The 25168-nt window shown below is 41.8% G+C and carries 25 protein-coding genes, 1 pseudogene and 2 riboswitches; of the genes and pseudogenes, 21 read left to right on the top strand and 5 right to left on the bottom strand.

The window, feature by feature from the left end; all coding sequences use genetic code 11:
• Positions 1–60: 60 nt before the first annotated feature.
• Positions 61–164, top strand: a riboswitch (SAM riboswitch).
• A gap of 153 nt (positions 165–317) precedes the next feature.
• The 17 genes from NCCP133_RS09520 (at position 318) to NCCP133_RS09440 (ending at position 17430) form a co-directional block, all read left to right on the top strand.
• Positions 318–1343: a methionine ABC transporter ATP-binding protein gene (locus tag NCCP133_RS09520; protein WP_264804698.1), complete on the top strand. Its 1026-nt coding sequence runs from the start codon at positions 318–320 to the stop codon at positions 1341–1343.
• A complete protein-coding gene (locus NCCP133_RS09515; protein ID WP_264804696.1) occupies positions 1336–2004 on the top strand; it encodes a methionine ABC transporter permease in 669 nt (222 codons plus the stop codon). Before NCCP133_RS09520 ends, NCCP133_RS09515 begins: the two co-directional genes overlap by 8 nt.
• 14 nt (positions 2005–2018) lie before the next feature.
• Positions 2019–2867, top strand: coding sequence for a MetQ/NlpA family ABC transporter substrate-binding protein (locus tag NCCP133_RS09510; RefSeq protein ID WP_264804695.1), 849 nt, complete (start codon positions 2019–2021; stop codon positions 2865–2867).
• Between the two features lie 147 nt (positions 2868–3014).
• Positions 3015–3386, top strand: a complete 372-nt coding sequence (locus NCCP133_RS09505; RefSeq protein ID WP_264804694.1) for a carboxymuconolactone decarboxylase family protein — start codon at positions 3015–3017, stop codon at positions 3384–3386.
• A 365-nt stretch (positions 3387–3751) separates the two neighbouring features.
• Complete coding sequence (locus NCCP133_RS09500) at positions 3752–3904, top strand: hypothetical protein (RefSeq protein WP_264804693.1); 153 nt, start codon at positions 3752–3754, stop codon at positions 3902–3904.
• 356 nt (positions 3905–4260) lie between these two features.
• On the top strand, positions 4261–5046 hold the full coding sequence (gene sufC, locus NCCP133_RS09495; RefSeq protein WP_264804692.1) for a Fe-S cluster assembly ATPase SufC: 786 nt from the start codon (positions 4261–4263) through the stop codon (positions 5044–5046).
• A 17-nt stretch (positions 5047–5063) separates the two neighbouring features.
• Complete coding sequence (gene sufD, locus NCCP133_RS09490) at positions 5064–6374, top strand: Fe-S cluster assembly protein SufD (RefSeq protein WP_264804690.1); 1311 nt, start codon at positions 5064–5066, stop codon at positions 6372–6374.
• The gene (locus NCCP133_RS09485; RefSeq protein WP_264804689.1) at positions 6374–7603 is read left to right on the top strand and encodes a cysteine desulfurase; all 1230 of its coding nucleotides are present in this window, start codon (positions 6374–6376) and stop codon (positions 7601–7603) included. Before sufD ends, NCCP133_RS09485 begins: the two co-directional genes overlap by 1 nt.
• The gene (gene sufU, locus NCCP133_RS09480; RefSeq protein ID WP_264804688.1) at positions 7593–8042 is read left to right on the top strand and encodes a Fe-S cluster assembly sulfur transfer protein SufU; all 450 of its coding nucleotides are present in this window, start codon (positions 7593–7595) and stop codon (positions 8040–8042) included. The genes NCCP133_RS09485 and sufU overlap by 11 nt, the downstream gene beginning before the upstream one ends.
• Positions 8043–8183: 141 nt before the next feature.
• A complete protein-coding gene (gene sufB / locus NCCP133_RS09475; protein ID WP_264804687.1) occupies positions 8184–9581 on the top strand; it encodes a Fe-S cluster assembly protein SufB in 1398 nt (465 codons plus the stop codon).
• Between the two features lie 199 nt (positions 9582–9780).
• Positions 9781–10626, top strand: a complete 846-nt coding sequence (locus NCCP133_RS09470) for a DUF72 domain-containing protein (protein WP_264804686.1) — start codon at positions 9781–9783, stop codon at positions 10624–10626.
• 112 nt (positions 10627–10738) lie between these two features.
• A complete protein-coding gene (locus NCCP133_RS09465) occupies positions 10739–11041 on the top strand; it encodes a YunC family protein (protein ID WP_264804811.1) in 303 nt (100 codons plus the stop codon).
• Positions 11042–11240: 199 nt separating this feature from the next.
• Positions 11241–12335 (top strand): HD-GYP domain-containing protein, encoded by a 1095-nt coding sequence (locus NCCP133_RS09460; protein ID WP_264804685.1) that lies wholly within the window; start codon positions 11241–11243, stop codon positions 12333–12335.
• 63 nt (positions 12336–12398) lie between these two features.
• Entirely contained in the window at positions 12399–13145 is a 747-nt protein-coding gene (gene yunB / locus NCCP133_RS09455; RefSeq protein ID WP_264804684.1) for a sporulation protein YunB, read from the top strand.
• Positions 13146–13212: 67 nt separating this feature from the next.
• Positions 13213–13419: riboswitch (Lysine riboswitch) on the top strand.
• A gap of 159 nt (positions 13420–13578) precedes the next feature.
• The gene (locus NCCP133_RS09450) at positions 13579–15159 is read left to right on the top strand and encodes a Na+/H+ antiporter NhaC family protein (RefSeq protein ID WP_264804683.1); all 1581 of its coding nucleotides are present in this window, start codon (positions 13579–13581) and stop codon (positions 15157–15159) included.
• 652 nt (positions 15160–15811) lie between these two features.
• Positions 15812–17323: a sodium-dependent transporter gene (locus NCCP133_RS09445; RefSeq protein WP_264804682.1), complete on the top strand. Its 1512-nt coding sequence runs from the start codon at positions 15812–15814 to the stop codon at positions 17321–17323.
• On the top strand, positions 17323–17430 hold the full coding sequence (locus NCCP133_RS09440; RefSeq protein ID WP_264804681.1) for a methionine/alanine import family NSS transporter small subunit: 108 nt from the start codon (positions 17323–17325) through the stop codon (positions 17428–17430). Before NCCP133_RS09445 ends, NCCP133_RS09440 begins: the two co-directional genes overlap by 1 nt.
• A gap of 204 nt (positions 17431–17634) precedes the next feature.
• Here the strand turns inward: NCCP133_RS09440 and NCCP133_RS09435 are convergent, their stop codons facing one another.
• The gene (locus tag NCCP133_RS09435; RefSeq protein WP_309298051.1) at positions 17635–18627 is read right to left on the bottom strand and encodes a M23 family metallopeptidase; all 993 of its coding nucleotides are present in this window, start codon (positions 18625–18627) and stop codon (positions 17635–17637) included.
• A 234-nt stretch (positions 18628–18861) separates the two neighbouring features.
• On the opposite strand from NCCP133_RS09435, the gene lipA reads away from it, so the two are divergent.
• Positions 18862–19779, top strand: coding sequence for a lipoyl synthase (gene lipA / locus NCCP133_RS09430; protein WP_264804680.1), 918 nt, complete (start codon positions 18862–18864; stop codon positions 19777–19779).
• A 51-nt stretch (positions 19780–19830) separates the two neighbouring features.
• Here lipA and NCCP133_RS09425 read toward each other — a convergent pair whose 3' ends face one another.
• Complete coding sequence (locus NCCP133_RS09425; RefSeq protein ID WP_264804679.1) at positions 19831–20517, bottom strand: YhcN/YlaJ family sporulation lipoprotein; 687 nt, start codon at positions 20515–20517, stop codon at positions 19831–19833.
• A 167-nt stretch (positions 20518–20684) separates the two neighbouring features.
• On the opposite strand from NCCP133_RS09425, the gene NCCP133_RS09420 reads away from it, so the two are divergent.
• A complete protein-coding gene (locus NCCP133_RS09420) occupies positions 20685–20960 on the top strand; it encodes a YutD family protein (RefSeq protein WP_264804678.1) in 276 nt (91 codons plus the stop codon).
• A gap of 31 nt (positions 20961–20991) precedes the next feature.
• On the opposite strand, the gene NCCP133_RS09415 is transcribed toward NCCP133_RS09420, so the two are convergent.
• The 3 genes and pseudogenes from NCCP133_RS09415 to glpX all read right to left on the bottom strand — a co-directional run bounded on the left by NCCP133_RS09415 (position 20992) and on the right by glpX (position 22634).
• Positions 20992–21279: a cytosolic protein gene (locus NCCP133_RS09415; RefSeq protein WP_264804677.1), complete on the bottom strand. Its 288-nt coding sequence runs from the start codon at positions 21277–21279 to the stop codon at positions 20992–20994.
• A 103-nt stretch (positions 21280–21382) separates the two neighbouring features.
• Entirely contained in the window at positions 21383–21649 is a 267-nt protein-coding gene (locus tag NCCP133_RS09410) for a DUF3055 domain-containing protein (RefSeq protein ID WP_264804676.1), read from the bottom strand.
• A 32-nt stretch (positions 21650–21681) separates the two neighbouring features.
• A pseudogene (gene glpX, locus NCCP133_RS09405) lies at positions 21682–22634 on the bottom strand (class II fructose-bisphosphatase).
• Between the two features lie 302 nt (positions 22635–22936).
• Here glpX and NCCP133_RS09400 point away from each other — a divergent pair.
• Both NCCP133_RS09400 and hepT read left to right on the top strand, forming a co-directional pair.
• A complete protein-coding gene (locus NCCP133_RS09400) occupies positions 22937–24232 on the top strand; it encodes an EAL domain-containing protein (protein ID WP_264804675.1) in 1296 nt (431 codons plus the stop codon).
• Between the two features lie 25 nt (positions 24233–24257).
• The gene (hepT, locus tag NCCP133_RS09395) at positions 24258–24698 is read left to right on the top strand and encodes a type VII toxin-antitoxin system HepT family RNase toxin (protein ID WP_264804674.1); all 441 of its coding nucleotides are present in this window, start codon (positions 24258–24260) and stop codon (positions 24696–24698) included.
• The last annotated feature ends 470 nt before the right edge of the window (positions 24699–25168 follow it).

Genomic DNA, 25168 nt, shown 5'->3' with positions numbered 1-25168 from the left:
CAAACGTAATGAAGAACTGCTTAAATTATTTAAAGTGTTAATTCAATATAGTATGTTACGCTCTTATCAAGAGAGGTGGAGGGAAGTGCCCTATGAAGCCCGGCAACCGTCATTAAGTTGAAATGGTGCCAATTCACTCAAAGCATTGCTTTGATAGATGAGAGAAAGGACTTAATTTTTTATGCCTTTCTGCTCATGTGCAGAAAGGCATTTTTCGTTTAGCGCATGAAAGCTCATAAGGAGCAAAAACTAGGGAAATATAAAGCGGTTTATTAATTATAATCAGTATTTTTCGACTAAAGAGGTGAAACAACACGTTGATTTCCATAAAAGATGTTAAGAAGATTTACGATTCTAAAAAAGGCCAGATCAAGGCAGTTGATGAAGTCAACCTGGAAATAAAAGAAGGAGAAATCTTCGGTGTGATTGGATATAGCGGTGCGGGCAAAAGTACCCTAATCCGCATGCTGAATGGCCTTGAACTTCCCACTCAAGGAAGTGTGACGGTTGCCGGCAATGAAGTTTCCAGGATAAAGGGCAGCAAACTTAGAAAAGCACGACAGGAAATAAGCATGATTTTTCAGCACTTTAACCTGTTATGGTCCAGAACGGTAAGGGATAATATTGCATTTCCTCTTGAAATTGCAGGTGTTTCGCGAAAGGAAAGGCTGAAAAAAGTGGATGATCTTATTAGGCTTGTTGGACTTGAAGGCAGGGAGGATGCCTATCCATCCCAGCTTAGCGGCGGACAAAAGCAAAGGGTTGGGATTGCAAGGGCTCTTGCCAATAACCCGAAAGTGCTGCTTTGTGATGAAGCAACATCTGCTCTTGACCCTGAGACAACGGATTCCATCTTGGAGCTGCTAGTGGATATTAATGAGCGCTTAGGGTTAACCATTGTGCTGATTACACATGAAATGCATGTGATCCGTAAAATCTGTCATCGAGTTGCTGTCATGGAAGGCGGCCGTATAGTTGAAATCGGGCCAGTGCTGGATGTGTTTAAAAATCCTAAAGCCACGATTACAAAACGTTTTGTCCAGCAGGTCACAGAGCCTGAAGAGACAAAGGAAACCATTGATCACCTGGTGGATCTGTATCCGCAAGGCAAGGTTGTTCAATTGGGATTTGTCGGTGAAGCCGCAGAACAGCCGTTGATTACGAATCTGATCCGCAATTTCCAGGTGACAGTAAATATCCTTCAAGGGAAGATCTCACAAACACAAAGTGGCTCTTATGGAACGTTGTTCATCCATGTGGATGGACAGGCAGAGGAAGTTGCCAAAGCGATTGATTATATTCATTCCCAGCGGGTAGGCGTGGAGGTGATTTCCAATGCTTAACGAATGGTTTCCAAATGTAAAATGGGACTCCATGTGGGAAGCTACCATGGAAACCCTTTATATGACCGCTATCTCTGTTGTGGCAACATTTGTTTTGGGAGCAATTTTGGGGCTGCTACTTTTCCTGACCTCCAAGGGGAATATTTGGGAAAATGTTATGATCAGTAAAGTCATTTCTGCTTTCGTTAATATTTTTCGTTCGATTCCGTTTATTATCTTGATTGTACTGTTAATTCCTTTTACCAAGTTTTTAATTGGAACAATGATCGGGGAAAATGCAGCACTGCCTGCACTCATTATCGGTGCGGCACCATTTTATGCCCGTATGGTTGAAATCGGTTTAAGGGAGATTGACAAAGGTGTTATCGAAGCGGCAAAGTCAATGGGTGCAAAGACAAGCACGATTATATGGAAAGTGCTGCTTCCTGAATCGATGCCGGCCCTTGTATCGGGTATTACAGTAACAGCGATTGCACTTGTCGGATACACAGCAATGGCAGGTGTTATCGGGGCAGGAGGACTGGGGAACCTTGCTTATCTTGAAGGGTTCCAGAGAAGCCGAAATGATGTCACGCTAATGGCAACTATTATTATTTTAATCATCGTATTTATCATCCAGATTATTGGTGATTTAATAACAACCAAACTAGACAAACGATAAGGAGAGGTCAACACATGAAAAAATGGTTATCACTTGTTCTGGCATTAGCTGTAGCTTTAGTTCTTGCAGCATGCGGAACATCAGAGGAAGAAGGCAATCAAGCAGGTGAAGGCGGAGAAAGCAAAGAAAGCACTAAAATAACTGTAGGAGCTTCTAACGTACCGCATGCGGAAATCCTTGAAGAAGCGAAACCTTTGCTTGAGGAAAAAGGATTTGAACTCGATGTTGTTACATTTCAGGATTATGTACTGCCAAATAAGGCTTTAGAATCTAAAGAGCTAGATGCAAACTACTTCCAGCACATTCCTTACCTGGAGTCCCAAAAAGCGGAGCATGGCTATGACTTTGCGAACGCTGGCGGAATCCATATCGAGCCAATCGGCGTATACTCTCAAAAATTTAAGAGTCTTGAAGAGCTTCCGGAAGGCGCAACAATTATCATGAGCAACTCCGTGGCAGACCATGGGCGTATATTATCCATGCTTGAAGCTGAAGGACTTATTACTTTAAATGAAGAAGTTGAAAAAACGGAAGCTACACTTGAAGACATTAAAGACAACCCGAAGAAGCTAAAGTTTGATACAGAATATGAAGCCTCACTTCTTCCGCAAATTTACAACAACGGAGAAGGCGATGCCGTTCTAATCAACTCCAACTATGCCATTGATGCAGGACTGAATCCTTTGGAAGATTCAATTGCTATCGAAGACAAAGAGTCACCATATGTAAACGTAATTGCAGTACGCAGCGGAGATGAAGAGAAAGAAAGCATTAAAGCTCTTGTAGAAGTGCTTCGCTCTAAAGAAATTCAGGATTTCATTCTGGAAAAATATGAAGGAGCCGTTGTACCGGTTTCTGAGTAATAATAATTAAAAGCAGGCCGTGGTGCCTGCTTTTTGTATGCTTTAAATTTTCTAATAAAATACATTTGCGATCACCATAGCTCCGCATAGTTTGAAAACCATTTAAACATACTAACGTTGATCATATTTTGAAAGGAGTGGAGCAGAATGGAACATTATCATGAACCATCAAACTCAATCGAAGCAGCTCTTCATGATTATAAAGAAGGTTTAGGCGTCTTCACAGAAAAAATGCCTGACTTAGCACAGCACTACAATGCGTTTACAGAAGCGTGCTTTAAGGAAGGGACATTAAGCCAAAAACAGAAACAGTTAATTGCCCTTGGCATCAGCTTATATTCACAGGATGAATATTGTATCATTTATCATACGAAAGGGTGTCTTGATCAGGGAGCTTCTGAAGAAGAAATACTTGAGGCAATAGGGGTTACCGCAGCTTTTGGCGGCGGCGCAGCAATGAGCCAGGCCGTCACGCTTGTACAGGAAGCCATGACAGAATTAAATCAGCAAAAACAATAAAAAATCAGCTCCTGCTAAAAGCGGGAGTTTTATTTATGATATAAGAAATTATATCCTTTGGAACTTAGATAACTATCTAGCGCAAGACGCCTTGCGCCTTTTGTATGAAAAAAACCAGTATATTTCAGAAAATTCCCAAAACAAACATTTATCAAGAGCAATTAGCCAGTATTGTAAGTATGGGTGAGATGTAAGCGTCTCATGAATTCTGGTTCCTTATTTTGCTAAAAAAATCAGGTTTTTTCAGCTTTGTGACGGGTATATGGTGAGTGTTAAGATATTAAATGTAAAAACTAAATTCGATAAGCTAAAATTGAAAGGATTGATTCATTATCAGTCAGTTACAGCTGAACTACACAAGTGATATGGAAAAAGCCATGCAAGCTGCCCATGGAGTTGGGTACGAAGTGTACAGCCGGAAACATGATATTCGAATGGAAGTTGAAAAGAAACGCGAAGAAGATTATCTTCAAAGCCAGCGCTTAGTAGCGGACCTTGACAGAAAAATTCACTCTTAAGATTACTATATAATAATGAAGAGAAATGGAAACCAGCGGCTGTTATGTCCTGGTTTTCTTTTTTTTTTCTATTCCCGTTTTAATCTTGGTACATGAAATAAATCCTTGAGGAAAAAATAGATGAAACATGCCTATTTTTTGAAAAGCTTTCACTTTGAAGATGTAAATTGAATGTGATAAAATCTATATTTGCAATCTTTCTAAACATTTTTACTTAGAAAGTTTGTTAATATTCTTAAAGAGTTGCTATCAAATTTCATTTGTTATAAGATTGTAATGAGAATAAAATGAGAATAGAGATTTGCGGCAAACAGCCGATTTAAACAAATCTTCTTTTATTGACGGAGGTATATATTATGGCAGGATCAGTACTAACTATCAAAGACCTTCATGTTGCGATTGAGGGGAAAGAAATATTAAAAGGTGTGAACCTTGAGATTAAAGGCGGAGAAATTCACGCAATCATGGGCCCTAACGGAACAGGTAAATCCACTTTATCTTCTGCAATCATGGGCCATCCTAAATATGAAGTGACTGGGGGCAGCATTACTTTAGACGGCAAAGATGTTCTTGAAATGGAAGTTGACGAGCGTGCACAAGCTGGCCTATTCCTGGCAATGCAATATCCAAGCGAAATCAGCGGCGTAACCAATGCCGATTTTTTACGTTCAGCCATTAACAGCCGCATGGAAGAAGGCAATGAAATTTCATTAATGAAATTCATCCGCAAAATGGACAGCAAAATGGAATATCTTGAAATGGACCTTGATATGGCACAGCGTTACTTGAACGAAGGTTTTTCAGGCGGTGAAAAGAAGCGTAATGAAATTCTGCAGTTAATGATGCTTGAACCAAGAATTGCCATCCTTGACGAAATCGACTCAGGTTTGGATATCGATGCATTAAAGGTTGTTTCGAAAGGAATCAACGAAATGCGCGGAGAGGAATTTGGATGCTTAATTATTACTCATTACCAGCGTCTTCTTAACTACATCACTCCTGATCAAGTACACGTGATGATGCAGGGACGCGTTGTAAAATCGGGCGGACCAGAGCTTGCACAGCGCTTAGAGTCAGAAGGTTATGACTGGATTAAAAAAGAATTGGGCATTGAAGACGAAACAGTTGGGCAAGAAGCGTAAGCGTTAGGAGGATCACTATGACAACGGAAACAATACTACCATTTGACAAGGATTATGTTAGTTCCTTCTCAAAAGATATGGGCGAGCCGGCATGGCTGACAGAACTCCGCCTAAATGCGCTTGCAAACGCGGAAAGCCTGCCAATGCCAAGGCCTGATAAGACAAAAATAAATAAATGGAACTTCACTCAGTTCGAAAAACACATTGTAGGAAGTGAAGACTTTGCGTCTTTAAACGATCTTCCCCGGGATGTCAGAAATCTGATTGACCTGGAAGCTCGAGAACAAAATTTATACATTCAGCGCAATAACAGACCAACTCATTTGACTGTTTCAAAAGAGCTTCAAGAAAAAGGTGTGATTTTCACAGATATTTTTACTGCAGCAAGAGAGCATGGTGAACTTCTTCAGAAGTATTTCATGAAGGATGGCGTGAAAACAGATGAGCATCGTCTGACAGCACTTCATGCAGCGCTTTTTAACGGTGGAGCTTTCTTGTATGTTCCTAAAAACGTGGAAATTACAGATCCAATTCAGACTGTATATATCCATGATGATAAAGAAGCCAACCTATTCAATCATGTTTTGGTTGTAGCTGATGATAACAGCTCCGTTACTTACGTAGAAAACTACGTTTCAACTGTTGAAGAAGCAAACGGAATCTTCAATATCGTGACTGAAGTCATTGTAAATGCAAACGCGAAAGTTCAATACGGAGCGGTGGATACACTTGCAAAGGGCACTACTGCTTATGTAAACCGCCGTGGTGTTGCAGGCCGTGATGCCCGCATTGAATGGGCTCTTGGCCTTATGAATGACGGCAACACAGTTTCTGAAAATACCACGAACCTTGTTGGTGATGGCTCTTTCGGAGACTCAAAAACAGTTGTAGTCGGACGCGGAGAGCAAACACAAAACTTTACCACAAAAGTTGTTCACTTTGGCAAGAACTCAGAAGGATATATTTTAAAGCATGGGGTTATGAAAGACTCAGCTTCATCCATCTTTAACGGAATTGGAAAGATTGTGCATGGGGCTACCAAGTCAAATGCCGAGCAGGAGTCTCGCGTACTTATGTTAAGCGAGAAAGCGCGCGGGGATGCAAACCCAATTCTATTGATTGACGAAGATGATGTAACGGCAGGACACGCTGCTTCAGTTGGCCGTGTAGATCCAATGCAGCTCTACTACCTAATGAGCCGCGGAATTTCGCAAAAAGAGGCAGAACGCCTTGTTATTCACGGATTCTTAGCGCCTGTTGTTAATGCTCTTCCTATAGAAGGGGTTAAAAAGCAGCTGACAGCCGTTATCGAAGGGAAAGTAAAATAATGAATGCCCGTGAGATTCGGCAGATGTTTCCCATCCTGGACCAGGAAGTCAATGGAAAGCCCCTTGTGTATCTGGACAGTGCTGCTACTTCCCAAAAACCAGTTCCGGTCATTGAAGCGCTTGATAAATATTATCGGGAATACAATTCGAATGTTCATAGAGGTGTCCATACGCTGGGCACTAGAGCAACAGATGGCTATGAAGGCGCTCGGGAAAAGGTCCGCAAGTTCATTCATGCTAAATCAACTGAGGAAGTTATTTTTACAAGAGGAACTACAACAGCCATTAATACAGTTGCTGCCAGCTATGGACGTGACAACCTGAATGAAGGTGATGAAATTGTAATTTCCTATATGGAGCATCACAGCAATATCATTCCTTGGCAGCAGGTTGCCAAACAAACGGGCGCTGCACTGAAGTATCTTCCGTTTCAGGAAGATGGAACCATCTCCCTTGAAGATGTAAGGGAAACTGTGACAAGCCATACCAAAATCGTGTCCATTATGCAGGTGTCGAATGTACTTGGCGTGATGAACCCGATTAAGGAAATTGCGAAAATTGCCCATGAAAATGGGGCAGTTATGGTTGTGGACGGTGCACAAAGTGCCCCTCATATGAAAATTGATGTTCAGGATCTGGACTGTGATTTCCTTGCTTTTTCCGGCCATAAGATGTGCGGCCCTACTGGCATTGGAGTTCTGTATGGAAAGAAAAAGCATCTTGAAAAAATGGAGCCGATCGAGTTTGGCGGAGAAATGATCGACTTTGTCGGCCTTTATGAATCCACCTGGAAGGAGCTTCCTTGGAAGTTCGAAGGCGGTACCCCAATTATTGCAGGTGCTATAGGATTGGGTGCTGCAATTGATTTCCTTGAGCAGATCGGCCAGGACGAAATTGAGGCATACGAGCACAAGCTGGCAGCTTATGCTATGGAAAAAATGTCTGGAATAGAAGGAATGACCATATATGGGCCGAAAGAAGCATCGAAACGCGCTGGCCTGGTTACTTTTAATATAGACGATGTTCATCCACATGATGTGGCTACTGTATTGGATGCAGAAGGAATTGCAGTCCGCGCCGGCCATCACTGTGCACAGCCATTGATGAAATGGCTGAAGGTATCGGCAACTGCACGTGCAAGCTTCTATCTGTACAATACGGAAGAAGATATTGATAAGCTTGTTAAAGGGCTTATCAAAACAAAGGAGTATTTCAGCGATGTCTTCTAATAATTTAGATACCCTTTACCGCCAGGTGATTATGGATCATTATAAAAACCCTCGTAACAAAGGGGTACTTGAAGATGACAGCCTGACGATCAATATGAATAATCCTACTTGCGGAGACCGGATTCAATTGACGCTGAAGCTAGAGGATGGCAAAGTGGCAGATGCGAAATTTGAAGGCGAAGGATGCTCTATCTCCATGTCCTCAGCTTCCATGATGACTCAAGCCATCAAGGGTAAAAATATGGAAGAAGCATTAAAGCTTTCCAAAGTTTTCTCAGACATGATGCTGGGAAAAGAATATGATGAAGATGATTTGGATCTTGGTGATATTGAAGCACTTCAGGGTGTATCCCAGTTCCCGGCGAGAATCAAATGTGCCACATTGGCGTGGAAAGCAATGGAGAAAGGCATTAACGAGGAAAAGGATGGCCAGGAATAATTCAATCAAACGTTTGATTGAACCGTTACAGGAAATTCAATCAAACCGTCTGACTTAAATTTTTTTGGTTGCCTTCTGTGCTAAAATATTATGAAATGATGGGGTTATAACCCTTTCTTAAATGAATGGAGGAATACGACGATGGCAAAAAAGATGCCTGAGATTGGCGATTACAAGTATGGTTTTGCCGATAAAGACGTTTCCATTTTCCGATCAAAACGCGGTTTGACAAAAGAAATTGTTGAAGAGATTTCAAAATTGAAGGAAGAGCCACAATGGATGCTTGACTTCCGTTTAAAATCATTGGAGCATTTCTATAATATGCCTATGCCGCAATGGGGCGGAGATTTAGCGTCATTAAACTTTGATGAAATTACGTATTATGTAAAGCCATCTGAAAAAACTGAGCGCTCTTGGGATGAAGTACCTGAAGAAATAAAACAAACGTTTGATAAATTGGGTATTCCTGAAGCAGAGCAGAAGTATCTTGCTGGTGTTTCTGCGCAGTATGAATCAGAGGTTGTTTATCATAATATGCAGGAAGACCTTGAAGCGAAAGGAATTGTGTTCAAAGATACAGATTCTGCTCTTCGCGAAAATGAGGATATCTTCCGTGAGCACTGGGCAAAGGTTATCCCCCCAACAGACAACAAATTTTCTGCGCTTAACTCAGCGGTTTGGTCTGGCGGATCATTCATCTATGTTCCAAAAGGTGTTAAGGTGGATACACCATTACAGGCATACTTCCGTATTAACTCTGAGAACATGGGACAGTTTGAGCGTACACTGATCATTGTTGATGAAGGTGCACATGTACATTATGTAGAAGGATGTACGGCTCCAGTTTACACAACAAACTCACTTCACAGCGCAGTTGTTGAAATTATTATCAAAAAAGACGCATATTGCCGCTACACAACCATCCAGAACTGGGCGAACAATGTATACAACCTGGTAACGAAGCGTGCGGTTTGTGAATCAAACGCTACAATGGAATGGATTGACGGAAATATCGGTTCAAAATTAACAATGAAATACCCAGCAGTTATCCTTAAAGGAGAAGGTGCGCGAGGGATGACTCTTTCCATTGCATTAGCAGGCAAAGGGCAGCACCAGGATGCAGGTGCGAAAATGATCCACCTTGCGCCAAACACTTCTTCAACGATTGTGTCCAAATCGATTTCCAAACAAGGCGGCAAAGTAACATACCGCGGGATCGTACACTTCGGCCGAAAAGCGGATGGAGCACGTGCCAATATCGAGTGTGATACATTAATCATGGATAACCAGTCAACTTCAGATACAATTCCTTACAATGAAATCCTGAACGATAACATCTCACTAGAACATGAAGCGAAGGTTTCAAAAGTATCCGAAGAGCAGCTATTCTATCTAATGAGCAGAGGCATCTCCGAGGAAGAAGCAACAGAAATGATCGTAATGGGCTTCATTGAGCCATTCACAAAAGAGCTTCCAATGGAATACGCAGTTGAAATGAACCGTCTGATCAAGTTCGAGATGGAAGGTTCTATCGGTTAATAGAAGATAGTTTATGAAAACCCGTTTACCAGGCATGGTAAACGGGTTTTTAAATAGGTAAAAGGTGAAGCTGGACCGAAGCTGATAATATTTTTGGAAATCTGATGATTTAATTGCTAAAGTGAAGATATAACCCTTTGCGTAAAGCCAATGCGGCTTTGAATGGAATTATTTACAGCAAAGAAATGGAGGTGTTTCAATGATTATCATAGGTGTAACAGGCTGGGGCGACCATGATAGCCTTTATACAGGCAATAGTTCACCGAGAGATAAATTAAAGGAGTACGCAGGCCATTTTCCGACTGTAGAAGTGGATTCTGCTTTTTATGCGGTGCAGCCAAAGCACAACTCTTCCAAATGGGTAAAGGATACGCCGGAGTCTTTTCAATTCATTGTAAAAGCCTATCAGGGCATGACCGGCCATCAGCGAGGAGAGACCCCCTTTGAGAGCAAAGAAAAAATGTTTGAAGCTTTTAAGGACTCTTTGGAGCCTTATATTGAAGCTGGCAAGCTTGCCATGGTGCTTTTTCAATTTCCGCCATGGTTTGACTGCAAAAAAGCCAATGTCAACTATCTGCGCTGGTGCAAAGAGCAGATGGGGGATATCCCATGTGCCCTGGAATTCAGGCATCAATCATGGTTTAGGTCTGAATTTAAGGAAAGCACACTAGAGTTTATGAAAGAGGAAGGGTGGATTCACAGCATTTGCGATGAACCTCAAGCTGAAGAAGGCTCTATTCCAGCCGTTCTGGAAATAACCACCTTTGACAAAGTGCTTGTTCGCTTCCATGGACGCAATTTTCATGGCTGGCAGAAGAAGAATGCAGATAATTGGCGCGAAGTACGCTATCTTTACCGTTATAACGAAAAAGAGCTTTCCGAATGGGCAGTCCAATTAAAAGAACTGGAGAAAACCTGCAAAAGTGTTTATGTCGTATTTAACAACAACTCAGGAGGAGATGCCGCGGATAACGCAAAACAAATGATCGATCTTCTGGATATTGAATACGAACAGCTCGCACCTAGGCAGCTGGATTTATTTTAATAGATCCCAGACACCTATCCCGCTCCAGGCAGCTGGTATAAGTGTCTGGCGCTTTCACTCTTTTCCTTGTCATCACATATTGTGTAATAGAAGGAAAGGAGTGGCGGAAAAATTGATTGATTTAAAACCGATTGATATAGATGGCCATACTTTTTTAGGCATTTCAGTGCAATTGCCGAAAACGAATTTACTGGTTATAGCAAATGATAAAGGATATATTATGTGCGGTGCCTTGGATGTTGCTTTGCTGAATGAGAAGCTAAAGGACCGTAAAGTAATTGCAGGGAGAGCGGTAGGAGTCAAGACGATTGAACAGCTGCTCCATGCACCGCTGGAATCTGTCACGTATGAAGCCGAGAACCTGGGCATCCATAAAGGAACAATCGGAAGGGATGCCCTTCTAAAGATGCTATAAGGCAAGCCATTAATGAGCTGCCTTTTTATTTTTGGAATCAAACCTGAGTGTTTCATCACCCTATCTTAAAATATCTTTTCTGAAAAATTTATCTGTTTCTCCGGAATGAGCCAAAATTTTGTCGTATAATATAAATAAACCTTGAATAAGCCCGATATGATTAAAAAGGGTGCAATTCAAAAAATTACGGGAGATTCATATGAGATTAGCTGCAACAGAAACGGTTGAGGCCGGCAGCATTTTGGCCAAGGCTATATATAATGATAAAGGTCAAGTCCTTCTACGTGAAGGCGTGAAACTGGCTGAGAAAATGATCGGAAGGCTTCAGGGAATGGGAATAAGCTATATCTATATCAGGGATTGCCGCACTGAAGATATTCAATATAAAGATCCGCTTCCCGCCAAAATGCGCAAGGAAGCCATTCAGACAATCGAATCTGTTTTTCGGCAAGTGGAAGAGGACCAGAACCTAACAGGCTCGTTAGTTATTGAAAAAGCTTCTAAGCGGTTTTCTGAGATAATCCGCCAGCTGATTGGTGAAGTTAGAGGGAATAAAGAACTGCTGACCATTCTATCTAATGTTTATACGTATGATCACTATATTTTTACCCATTCCCTTAACGTTACCCTTTATTCACTGGCAATCGGAATGAAGATAAAGATGCCCCCAAAGGAGCTTGAGACTTTGGGACTGGGGGCTATTTTGCATGATGTGGGAAAAATTAAGGTGCCCGCCGATATTTTAATGAAGCCAGGAAGGTTAACAGCTGAAGAGTTTGAAGAAATAAAAAAGCATCCGGGAGATGGCTTTGAACTTTTAAAAGGAGTCCAGACGATCCCGCTGATTGTTGCCCATTGTGCATTTCAGCATCACGAACGGATTAATGGATCGGGTTACCCACGAGGACTTCAAGGGGAACAGATTCATGATTATGGGAAGATTATTGCGGTCGCGGATGTTTTTGATGCGGTAACTTCCAATCGAATATACAGGCAGGCTATGCTTCCGCATGAGGGCCTTGAAATTTTATATGCCGGTGCGGGAACCCTTTTTGAGGCAAAACTTATTGAAGCTTTCCGCCAGGCAGTTGCCATTTATCCTGTGGGCATAACAATTGAATTGAATGATGGAAGAAAGGGAGTTGTCTGCAGGCAGAATGCAGGGCTCAGTGACAGGCCGGTCATTCGTATTTTAGAGGACAATGGAAGCGTTACCAATCCGTATGAAGTAGATTTAAGGACTGAGCTGAATACCGTTATTACAGGCTGTGACACTACTTTTGTAAAACAATGAACGATTTTGGATTAGTTCCCTCCTTTACAGCATACATATAGCTTGTAAAGGGGGGGATTTGTTTTGGCAAAATTACGCGGCCGGCTGCCCCGGAAAGGTCCATTGCCGTTTCGGTATGTTTTTCTTCTGACCTTTGTGTTTTTTGTTTTTTCAACAGCTGCCGGCCTATGGATTATCAATGAAGGACTAAAACCCACACTTATGAGCTATGCCGATTCTCAAACAAGAAAAATCGCATCGTTGGTTATCAACAATGCGATCAATAAAAAAATTACAAATGTAATGGATTTGGAAGACATGTTTGAAGCAAGCGAAAGCGGTGTCATCAGCATAAATGTCGAAAAACTGAACAGGGTAAAGGCCGAAGTGACAGAACTCGTTCAAGATAATATTAAAAAAGCGGAAAAAGGAGATCTCGATGACTTAGAATCGTTTACAGATGTTGAGATTAATACGGAACAGAAGCAGAGTTCAAATGGAATTGTCTATTATGTGCCGCTTGGGCAGGCGACCAATAATGCGCTTCTCGGGAACCTGGGGCCAAGGATTCCCGTCAAGTTCAATGCAGTAGGTTCCGTCACGTCCAACTTCATAACCGAAACAAAGGACCACGGCATCAACAATGTGGAAGTGAAGGTACTAGTCCGTTTGGATGTACAGGTTCAAATCATTATTCCTTTTGCAACCAAAATTATTACTGTTCAAGAAGATGTGCTTGCGGCGTATGGTATTTATCCTGGCAAGGTTCCGCAATTCTATAATGGCGGCGGAGGCACATCGCCTTCAATAGAAATTCCTGCAGGACAATAAAGACTTGCCAAAGGATTAGTAGTTTGCTATAATTATAAATACAATTGTATAAAAACCTTATCATATCCGATGGGGTAGAGGTGCAGGATTCAAAAGTAAGCTGTGCGAGGATGACAACCGTGACCACAGCTGAAAGGGAATTTTGCCGAAGCAGAATAAATGGGTCAGCGTTTATTCCGCTGGGGTTACTTCGAATAGAAGTAACACTGTCATTATGAGGGGAAAGTATGAATATACTTTGTCAAAGCCTTCATAATGGGGAGCTACAGATCGTGATGGAGAAACTAATTACTTCAAAAGAGTAATGATAGATTTTTCTCTATCGTTGCTCTTTTTTTATTTTCGATCTGTCATCATCCTTGTTGTTCCCCTAGCGAAAAGCCGGAAGGCGCCTGCAGCTGGACACCAATCAAATTTCAGAGGAGGACAAGTAATGGCAAACACGATCTTTTCCCTGCTGCCGCCGCTGGTAGCAATCGCAATGGTTATTCTGACAAGGCGCGTACTTCTGTCTTTGGGAGTGGGGATCGTAACAGCAGCACTTTTGCTGGCTGAATTCAGCATTACAGAAACATTTAGCATTATATTTGATGCAGTAAAAGGAATTTTCGTTTCAGAAGGAGAGCTGAACACCTGGAATGTATATATTATCTTATTCTTGTTAGTTTTGGGAATCATTACTGCATTTATTTCAATCTCAGGCGGAAGCCGGGCATTTGGCGAATGGGCAATGAAGCGGGTAAAAACCCGTGCAGGTGCACAGATTGTCGGAGCTGTATTAGGTATTATCATTTTTATTGACGACTATTTTAATGCTCTGGCAGTCGGGCAGATTTCGCGTCCGATTACGGACCGCCAGCGAGTTTCCCGCGCGAAGCTTGCCTACTTAATTGATTCAACTTCAGCGCCCGTTTGTGTAGTTTCACCAGTATCCAGCTGGGGTGCTTACATCATTGCGCTGATCAGCACGATCCTTGCAGCGCATAATGTTTCAGAATATACAGCGTTCTCGGCTTTCATTCAAATGATTCCGATGAACCTTTATGTATGGGCTACCTTAGCCATTGTTTTCATTGTTGCATGGAGAAAAATTGAAATTGGCCCAATGAAAATTCATGAGAAGCGAGCAATCGAAGAAGGTTTGGTTATGGATCCTGAGAAGCCTGCACCAGGCGAATTAAAGGATGATCTTCCAACAAGTTCTAAAGGTTCAGTGGGTGATCTTGTTTGGCCAATTGTGGCACTTGTAATTGGTACTGTGGGCTCTATGGTCTGGACAGGATCACAGGTGGTTGAAGGAAACGCAACGATTCTGCAAATCTTTGAAAACACAGATGTTTCAAAGTCTCTTATCTTAGGCGGCCTGTTTGGTTTATTTGTCACGATGGCACTATTTCTTCGCCAGGCATTTGTTTTAAAAGGCATTAACTCAAACGTAATTGGCAAAGGGGTATGGGAAGGCATTAAAGCCATGCTGCCAGCTGTGTATATCTTATTGTTTGCGTGGGCAATCGTTGACTTAATCGGCCGTTTGGAAACTGGAAAGTATCTGGCTGGAATGGTGGAAAGCTCAAATATGAGTACTTCCTGGCTGCCTGTCATTCTATTTATTATCGCTGGAATTATGGCATTCAGTACAGGGACATCTTGGGGTTCATTTGGCATCCTGCTTCCAATCGCAGGAGATATCGCAGCTGCAACGGATATTAGCCTATTGCTTCCGGCGATGGCAGCAGTATTGGCAGGAGCCGTATTTGGCGACCATTGTTCTCCTATTTCTGATACTACCATTCTTTCCTCAACAGGAGCAGGCTGCAATCATATTGACCATGTGATGACGCAACTTCCATACGCGCTGATCTCAGCAGGAATTGCCTCTGTCGGTTACTTGATAATCGGGTTTACAGGCAGCACAATCTTTGCATTGCTGGCTGTTGCCGTACTTGTCTTTGCCTTTGCTCTTTTGGCAGGCAATCGGAAAGATGGCGCAATTCAAGAGAAAACCGCTAGTTAATTTACAAAATAAAATGCTGTGTTAACACTTAATGTTGATTTTAGCACCCTGTTGATTGAACGGAAGAAGTCAATTGGCAGCTTTGACAAAGCTAAATAAAAAGGCCTTCTCTTCATGGAGAAGGCCTTTTTTGTGTCTTTCCGCACGGTTTTTTGGCTTGGCTATAAAGGGTACGGTTCTTTCGCAATAGTTTCATCCGTCGGTCTTAGCTGCAAGGGACACTCCTTTTTGTGTTTAAAAGTGATTAAAAGGTAAAGTGCTGCAATATGGTATAAACAGATAATATTTAAAACTTTCTGAATGAAAAAATGAAAGTTTTTAGCATGCAAGAATAAGTTTAAATAAAAGGAGGTGGAAACAAATGTTCAAACCCTAATAGATAAACCTTTGGTAATATAGTTCTTGTCTTACTGTTTTAAATTGGAAATTAAAATAGGAAAATACTAATTCTGAATGCAACATTACTTTAGCAGAGTGTCTGACTAAAGCAGTCAAAAAAATTTTACTATTCCCAAAATAATGTTTTGACAGAATTTAAAAAAGTAGATATACTAGTCTTATGTTAGATAGAATTATCTGAAAATATAAAAAGTTCCCATTGTTCTATTTAATTGGGAGAAAAGTAATTAATTCACAGGGGGTAGAAAATACTATGGATAATCGTCCGCAGTGGGGTACAAGGGCAGGCTTTATTTTAGCTGCTGTAGGTTCAGCTGTTGGCTTAGGGAACATTTGGAGATTCCCGGCAGTGGCCTATGAAAATGGAGGGGGAGCCTTCTTCTTTCCGTATTTATTTGCATTATTGACAGCAGGGATTCCGCTGCTTGTCATGGAATTTACCATTGGCCATAAGTATCGCGGGTCAGCACCGCTTTCGTATGCGAGATTAAGCAAAAAATATGAATGGGTTGGCTGGTGGCAGGTTGCCGTTTCATTTGTTATTTCAACTTATTATGCTGTAATTATTGCTTGGGCTATGTCGTTTGCTGGTTTTTCATTCAGCCTGAAATGGGGAGATGATCCGGAAGGATTCCTATTCGGAAGCTATTTAAACCTAGCGGAAGCTCCTGGCCAGGTTGGATCAATTGTTCCAGGCGTATTTATTCCATTGATTATCGTATGGGTGATAACACTTGGTGTTTTATTTAAAGGCGTAAAAAAAGGAATCGAAATTGCGAACAAAATCTTTATTCCGGCACTCGTTATTTTATTCTTAATTATCGTTGTTCGCGCCCTTACATTAGAAGGTGCTGCACAGGGTCTTGATGCTTTCTTCAAGCCTGACTGGAGCCAGATTGCGAATCCAAAAGTTTGGGTAGCGGCATATGGGCAGATTTTCTTCAGCTTATCAATTGCCTTTGCGATCATGGTAACATACTCTAGCTATCTGCCAAAGAAGACTGACATTACAAACAATGCCTTCATTACGGGGTTTGCCAACTCAGGCTTCGAATTGCTTGCAGGCATCGGTGTATTTGCTGCTCTTGGATTTATGGCTTCTCAGGCTGGAGTACCAGTCAGTGAAGTAGTAACAGGCGGTGTAGGATTGGCTTTTGTGGTCTTCCCGCAAATTATTAATGAATTTCCAGCTTTAAATGGCCTTTTTGGTTCACTGTTCTTTATCTGTTTGGTGCTTGCAGGATTATCATCACTAATCTCAATCGTAGAAACATTTGTTGCAGGGATACAGGATAAATTTAAAGTTTCGCGTACAAAGGCTGTTCTATACGGCGGCGGATTGTCTGCGATTATCTCGATCTTGTTCTCCACTCAGGGCGGTTTATACTTCCTCGACGCTGCAGACTATTTCATCAACCAATTTGGTGTGGCTCTTGCAGGCTTGGTTGAAGTTGTTGTTGTAGCTTGGGTACTGAAAGAGCTTAAGAACCTTCAAAGCCATGCGGACAGCATGTCTGATATCCGCCTTGGCGGCTGGTGGAAAATATGCTTAGGCCTGATTACTCCTTTAGTGTTAGGCTATATGATGATTCAGAACCTCGTTACAAACATTAAAGAAAATTATGAAGGTTACCCAACAAGCTTCCTTCTGTATTCAGGCTGGGGAGTTGCCATCGGAGCCATTATTCTTGGGGTTGTCTTCATGACATTTAAATGGCAGAAAAACACACTTGAAATTCCTGAAAAGAAGGAGGTATCTCAATAATGTCCGGTAGCGCAATTACAATGATGGTGGTTGGGATGCTCATTATTTGGGGCGGTCTTGCAGCAAGCGTAATGAATGCCGTAGTTAAAGCGAAAAAAGCTAAATAAGTTAAAAGGACTGTCCGTGCAAAAGGACAGTCCTTTTTTGTAATATCAACTTTATATCCCTTTAAACTTAGATAATTGTCTAGCTCCAGGCGCCATCGGCTCTCGGATCTAAGCCAATCCGTCCAAAAGGTTAAAAAACAACCTTTCAGCCGGCTCGTCTTGTTTTGTCTGGGGTGAGCAAGGTGCCTTGCGCTTTTCATGCAGCTATTTTTTCCTCGCCTTTATCCGATCCTGTCTTTCCCACAGCTTTAAGTGGGGATAAGGGTCATAAGACCATTCGGTATACCCATTATCTTTGTATATTCCGTAATGAAGGTGAGGAGGGAATTTTCCAGATGTTCCCGGCGGACCATAGCCCGAGCTTCCAACTCCGCCAATCAGCATTCCTGGCTCAACAATTTGGCCCAGCTTTATGTCTTTAGCAAATCCGCTTAAGTGGGCAAAGTAATGATAATTATTATTAATATCACGTATGCCGATTCTCCATCCCCCATACTTGTTCCATCCCTTCATTTCTACAACTCCATAGGATGTGGCGCGGACAGGCACTCCATAATCGGCAAAAATATCGGTACCTTCATGAATTCTTCTTCCTCCCCATCCTCTTGCGTCCCCCCATGTATTTCTAAAGCTGTAATTGCTTCTGAGGGGTACCGGAAAGGCATGATCATCAAGGTCAAGGCGCCCGAAGTGTTTATAGACCTGAGCTTTGCCAATAATGATGCCAACCGTTTTATCCCGCTTATAATAATTCCACAATCCAATTTTTAAATTGTCATGGTCTGTACCATAAGAGAGAAGGAAATTTGCAAAGGAATGAAGAACATCTTCATCGCTTTTCGGGCTGGCTTTTCCGTCTCCATCCCCGTCTATCCCAATTCCGTTGAATAATTGAATTGATGTGGGATTTTCATCGTGTGGATTGGGATTCAAAACCCCGGCCCATTCTTCAGGCTTATAATAGATCCCTGTTATTCCTTCTGCTTTTGGAATATCCCTTCTGGACTGCCGGACATTCCGTTCATACTGATCAATTCCGGCCAGGTAATACCAGGGGATGTTCGAGACGGCTTCCACTTTTTTATATAGCGTCATTCTTTGCTTATAGATATCAGCTTGATTTTCCTGAGCGCTTGCTGTGCATAAAGAAGTCAGAAAAAACGATAAGGCCGCAACAGCGGTAAATAATATCCGCACGGAAATTCTCCCTTCTTATATGGTCTGCCTATATAGTTTGTGAGTAATGGATAATTTAATAAATATCAATTAATGGTAATCCCAATATCTGCAGCTTGTTCTCTTGTATTCATTATGTTAAAGTGGCATCAGGTGAAGCCTAAACAGCCTGGTCAAAAGAATGATGACGGGCTTTTGTATATGCCTAGCTTCGGCCCATGAAATGGCGCTTATGATTTTCTAAGGAGTGGGAAAATGAGCAAAAAAGAAGAGTACTTGCGTAAGCCTGAATGGCTAAAAATAAAATTAAATACAAACGAAAACTATACTGGCCTCAAAAAGATGATGAGAGAAAAAAACCTACATACTGTTTGTGAAGAGGCTAAATGTCCGAATATCCATGAATGCTGGGCAGTTAGAAGAACAGCCACATTTATGATTCTCGGTGATGTGTGCACACGCGCATGCCGCTTTTGTGCCGTGAAAACGGGACTGCCAACTGAACTGGATCTTCAGGAGCCGGAACGTGTAGCTGATTCAGTTGCGCTTATGAATCTTAAACATGCGGTTGTTACGGCCGTGGCAAGAGATGATTTGAAAGATGGCGGTGCAGCTGTCTTCGCAGAAACAGTCCGTGCAATTAGAAGAAAGAGCCCGTTCACAACAATAGAAGTATTGCCTTCAGATATGGGCGGTGTTTATGAAAACCTGAAGACGCTGATGGATGCACGTCCTGATATTCTCAACCACAATATTGAGACGGTTGAGCGCCTTACGCCAAGAGTAAGAGCGCGTGCGAAGTATAAGCGTTCCCTTGAGTTTTTAAAGCGTGCAAAGGAAATGCAGCCTGATATTCCAACAAAATCCAGCTTAATGATTGGCCTTGGCGAAACAAAGGAGGAAATCATTGCCGTAATGGATGACCTGCGTCACCATGATGTAGACATCATGACAATCGGCCAATATCTGCAGCCGTCTAAAAAACATATTAAGGTTGTCAAGTACTATAGTCCGGAGGAATTCCAGGAGCTGAACGAAATTGCCATGAGCAAAGGCTTCAGCCACTGCGAAGCTGGACCGCTAGTTCGCTCTTCCTACCATGCAGATGAACAGGTAAATGCAGCATCCAAGCAGAAACAGCTAATGGGAGAAAAGGAAATGAAAGAGGCTTAATAATAAAAAAGAGTTCAGCGCCATACCGCTGGACTCTTTTTTGCCTCTTGATTACTGATTTCCTGCTTTGCGGACAGACTCGCCAAGGTCGTCCTTATCCATAACATCATTTCTTTCTCCTTGCATTTCACCGTTCTCATTTTCGCTTTCGCTCATTTTTTCACCTTGAGGCGATTTCAGCATTTGCTTAATGAGCTGGTTAATGCCATTTTCTGCATTACGTCCATCAGAGTCAACGGTTGCAAAGTTTTCCACATTTTTTCTCAAAGAAGTATCATCACTAACATAAACATGATACCATCGAGGTACAACCGACATGGCCATTTTCTTGACTTGATCAGCGGTTTGGCTGCGGTTTTCAGTATCTGTATCATATACAATCAAGACTTCTTCATCTGTCACAAGAGTTGAAACATCATCAACACTCGGTACTTCGGTGCAATATTGGCCGATAATATCAGCAATCTGTTCACGGTCAATTGCTGCATAATGATTGGCTGAGGCATTTTCTCCCATAATAGGACTTCTTTGATGACGGACATATCCAAAGTCTTCGCTAACATTATTTCGTCCATTTCTGCCATTGCCCATATTCCTGTTATATAATTCAGCACGCTGGTCGTTTACATTAATCGTATTGCCGCTTTCTTCATAAATATCTTCTCTTGCAGCATTGTTTTGGCATGCGGTCAATGCTGCCATGCTGAAAATCCCAAGAATGATTAGTGGCTTTTTCACTAAAAACACCTCCTTATCAATAGAGTTGCCACCATAAAATTTTTTTCTCTTAGTAATTGATGGGGAATCAGTTATAATTTAAGTAGGACTTCTTAATATTCGTTTTTATATCCCGTAATTTTCCAATATAATACTGGTACATATGCTGCTAAGTCGAGGTGAAAAAATTGGTTTGCATTAATAATATTTGCTATGAAGTAATTCAGGAAGAACGAAATGGCTTTAATGAGGAAGCCTTTCGAGGAAGATATAGTGAAATTCTTTCCAGATATGATTATATTGTGGGGGATTGGGGCTATGGCCAGCTGCGGCTGCGCGGTTTTTTCGATGACCAGAACCAAAAAGCTTCCTTTGATTCTAAAATCAGCACGCTTACAGAATACCTATATGAATTCTGTAATTTTGGCTGTGCTTATTTTGTTGTGAAAAAGGTAAAAAGCTAAAAGGGCAGGGGGAGGAACCCCGGCCCTTTTATTATGTCTCCGTATAAGGCGGTTCTTCGTTCTTTTCCGGATCATCATGGGGAGGATGAGCACCTTCCATCTGCCGCGGAAGATTTTGGTGAAGGGATTTAAATTCATAATTAAATGAACTGTAATAACGCTGTCCTTCCCGCCAAGGAGTACTTTTGTTTTCTACAGGCTCATCAGCATTCCTCGGAGCACCATAGGCCCCTTCAGGCAAGTCCTCTGGAATAAGGAAATTCCTTTGCGTTTCCACATTTGAAAAATCTGAATAGGTCCTTCTTTCCTTATCGTCCATATGTTTCACTCCTTATGAAGGATGGATGAAGCTGGGTGAAAAAGTGAAAAAAGGAGAACCCTTCGTAACGGGTCCTCCTTTAGTATCTGTATTTCAATTAATATTAAACGATTTCCATCAGAAATGACCGCAATTCTTCTGCGTCTTCCTCTGACAGCTGAAAAACATGCTCCAGGTAGCCTTCTTCCTTTAAATCATCTTCGCCAATAATCGCGAAGCGGCTTCCTTGAATATCAAGCACCAATTGTTTGCCATAATAGCGATCCGAACGAATGATGGCAAGATCGAATCGCTGATTTTCCCCCATAAAGCTGATAAAACGGGTTTTTGTATCTTCCAGATCATCATATAAGAAAAAACGATCAGCCATATTGCACACTCCCTTTGGTAGAATATTCAAGATTAGAGCATAACCAGGTGAGGCTTATGCTCTAGATGATGGTGGGCCGTTATATAAGGTACGGTCTTGGTTTTTGAACGCATGACAATTGAGTGTGTTTCAATGAGATCGCCGCCAAGAAAGCGGACCCCATCAAGCAGCTCTCCGCTCGAAACACCTGTTGCTGCAAAAATGGCGTCATTACCAGAAACAAGGTCGCAAAGCTTGAGCAGCTGACGGGGGTCTTGTAATCCCATTTCAATGCAGCGCTCTTCTTCGGCTTTTGTATATGGTACGAGGCGGGCCTGCATATCACCGCCAAGCGCTTTTAGAGCTGCAGCTGAGATAACCCCTTCAGGTGCTCCGCCGATTCCGACGAATAAATCAATCCCTGTATGTGGAAGTGCAGTTGCAATGGCAGCTCCCACATCACCATCTCCAAATAATTTAACACGGGAACCCTTTGCCCGAATTCTTTCGATTAGCTCGTCGTGGCGGTCTCGTTCATGAATAATAACCGTCAGATCCTGGACGCGTTTATTATTTGCTTCAGCAACAATATCAATGGTTTCCTCGATTGGATCAAGCAAACTCACTTTTCCGGCAGCGATTTTTTCCATGTACATATCCGGGGCATGAAGCAATGTGCCTTTGTCCGCAACAGCAATTACCGCCATTGCGTTGTTATGTCCTTTGGCCACAATACTTGTACCTTCCAGCGGATCAACGGCAATGTCCACCTTGGGTCCCATGCCTGTGCCCAGCTCTTCGCCAATATATAGCATAGGGGCTTCGTCCAATTCTCCTTCTCCAATCACAACCACACCGTTCATATTAACTGAATCAAACATACCTCGCATGCTGCTGTAGCAGCGCCATCTGCTTCGTTCTTTTTCCCTCTGCTCATCCATTGAGCGGATGCAAGTGCGGCAGCTTCGGTAACACGGACAATCTCTAGAGCCAGCTCACGTTCCACCAGGTTCCCTCCTGTTAGCAATTCTCTGTCTTTTAATAAAAAAATTTTAGCGGTTAAAAAGCTAATGCGCTTACATACTATCAATGGCTTCCGCAATCAGCTTTTATCCTTTCTAATCTTATCAGAATTACGCCTAATACTGAATGTCATTATGGAAATTTCGACAATATTCCAATTCATTTATCTTCTATTATAGGAAAAAATATTAAATTCAAAATATTGTGATACAATAGATTACATATAAATTGGAAGCGTTATTTTTATAAAGACTGAAGCTGACACACCCGAGAGGATTGAAGGATATGGTTCGACAATGCCTAAAAAATATTAACCTAATCAGCAAATGGGGGAAACTTGTCCTGCCATTACAAAAAATAAAGTACTTTCCGCCGCAATTTGTCATTCGAGATCCTGTCGCTAAAGGGGTTAACCGGGTATTGGAACAAGGATCTGAGGTAGCAGTTGCTGTTTTTAACATTAAAAATTTGCCAGAGCTATCCGAATTGCTTGGGGATATGGGGTTCTGGGAATTTATGAATATGCTGAAGTCCACATTCAAGAAGGTCATTGAACATGAACTGGAAGATGAGAAAATCATTAGCCTCCTTGATTATTATAATGACGATCTGACATTAGTATTAAAAGTGGACTATAGCCGGGACTGTGTAACAGAAATTGATCAAACGATGAAAAAGATTGTCCGGCAATCCGAGAAAATTTTATTTAAAGAAATGCCGTATATAGAGCCTGTTTTTGATATAGGATATATGTTTGTTGAAAAAAAGTACTGCTCTTCTGTCCGTGAAGCCGTGTTTAAAGCCCATCAGCAAGCGTTGGCCATGGCAGAAAAAAGAGTAAGATCCGAATTTAACGAGATGATGTATACGATTAATAAAATTGTAGAAAAAAAGGATATCCGCATGCTGGCGCAGCCTATCATCAATGTGGCTACAGGCGAGGTAAGGGCATGGGAAATGCTTGCGCGGGGTCCACAAGGCACCTCTCTTGAAAGACCGCTGCAGCTTTTTTCGGTTGCCCGGCAAACGGGAAGGCTCTATAACCTGGAGCTGATTGTTTTTGAAAAAACGATTGAACAGATGATAAAAACTGGCTGCCTTCAGGATATTTTCATCAACTTTACTCCTGTGACAATCGGCAATGAACGATTTGTCAGGGATATCAAAAAGATGCTGGCCAAGAATAGAACTATCTCTCCGTACCAGATTACACTGGAAATAACCGAGCGAGATTCCATTGAAGGGATGGAAAACTTTATATACAATATAAAGGTACTAAGATCTTTGGGATTTCGGGTGGCTGTTGACGACACTGGGGCAGGGTATGCCAGTTTGCATTCCATTAGTGAGATCATGCCGGACATTATTAAAATCGACCGGTCTGTCATTCAGGGCATTGATACAAACACAGTGAAAGAATCAATGCTGAAGGGCCTTCTATTGGTAGCGAAAGAAGCAGGTTCACTAGTTGTTGCTGAGGGAATTGAAAGTGAAGGGGAAGCGTCTGTTCTTTTCCGAAACAAAGTGGATTTAGCGCAGGGGTACTTTTACGCTCGTCCAGACACATTACCAGGAGCCTGAAATCTTCATAGGAGGAAGAAGCATTATGTATTTCGTAGACAGGGAAAAAATAGAAGACACGCTTAAACACTTGGAACAGCAAATCTCCCTTTTTGAAGAAAAGAAAGAGTGGACATCCCCTATTGAAAAGGCAGCTTTGGAGCGCATTGCCCAAATTATGATTGAAGCCATTCTGGATACAGGCAATGCCATGATTGATGGCTTTATCATGAGGGACCCAGGCAGCTACGAAGATATTGTGGATATTCTTGATGATGAAAAAGTAATCACTAAAGAGATGAGCGAAAGCTTTAAAGAAATCCTTACATACCGTAAAATGCTTGTCCAGAATTATACGGATGTTCAGCACGATGATGTAAAGGAAGCATTTGGAAAACACTTGCCGATGCTAAAAGAATTCCCGGGCTGTGTAAGGGACTATTTAATAAGCGAATTAGGCCCTGTTTCTGCGTTTAAGCCGCGATAAAAGATCGGAGAAATCCGATCTTTTTCCCTATAAGCTTCTTATCTATTGTAGTGCCTAACGGGCGTAAAGCAAAATAAAGGGAAGGACGCTTAATTTCATGCTTGTTGGATCGAAATCGATGAAAGGTCTTATCCTGCGGTTCATCAAGATTTCCGGAAAACAATCGATTATGGAATGAAATAGCGATCGAATTAGGAATTTCCGAAGTGGCTGTTAGAAGATATATTCAGGTTCTTAAAATATGCCTATATAGAGTCAGTATTCTCAGACAAACAAAAGGCGTCAAAACCACCCTATTACCCCAAAAAAAGGAAGGGACCTAAAGCATCATTTTTTACAGAAAGTACCTCAGGCAAAAATCGTGAAAGATTGCACAAATGACATCTATCCTTTAAGATAGCTTTTATGGACATTTTACATAGCTAAAAAGCCAATCTTATACAAATACTAACTTTTGCAATGATCAATTT

It is taken from the genome of Cytobacillus sp. NCCP-133 (assembly GCF_026011715.1).
GTDB lineage: Bacteria > Bacillota > Bacilli > Bacillales > Cytobacillaceae > Cytobacillus.
The sequence above is the reverse complement of the archived record's forward strand: the minus strand, read 5'-3'. Positions and strand labels throughout refer to the sequence as shown.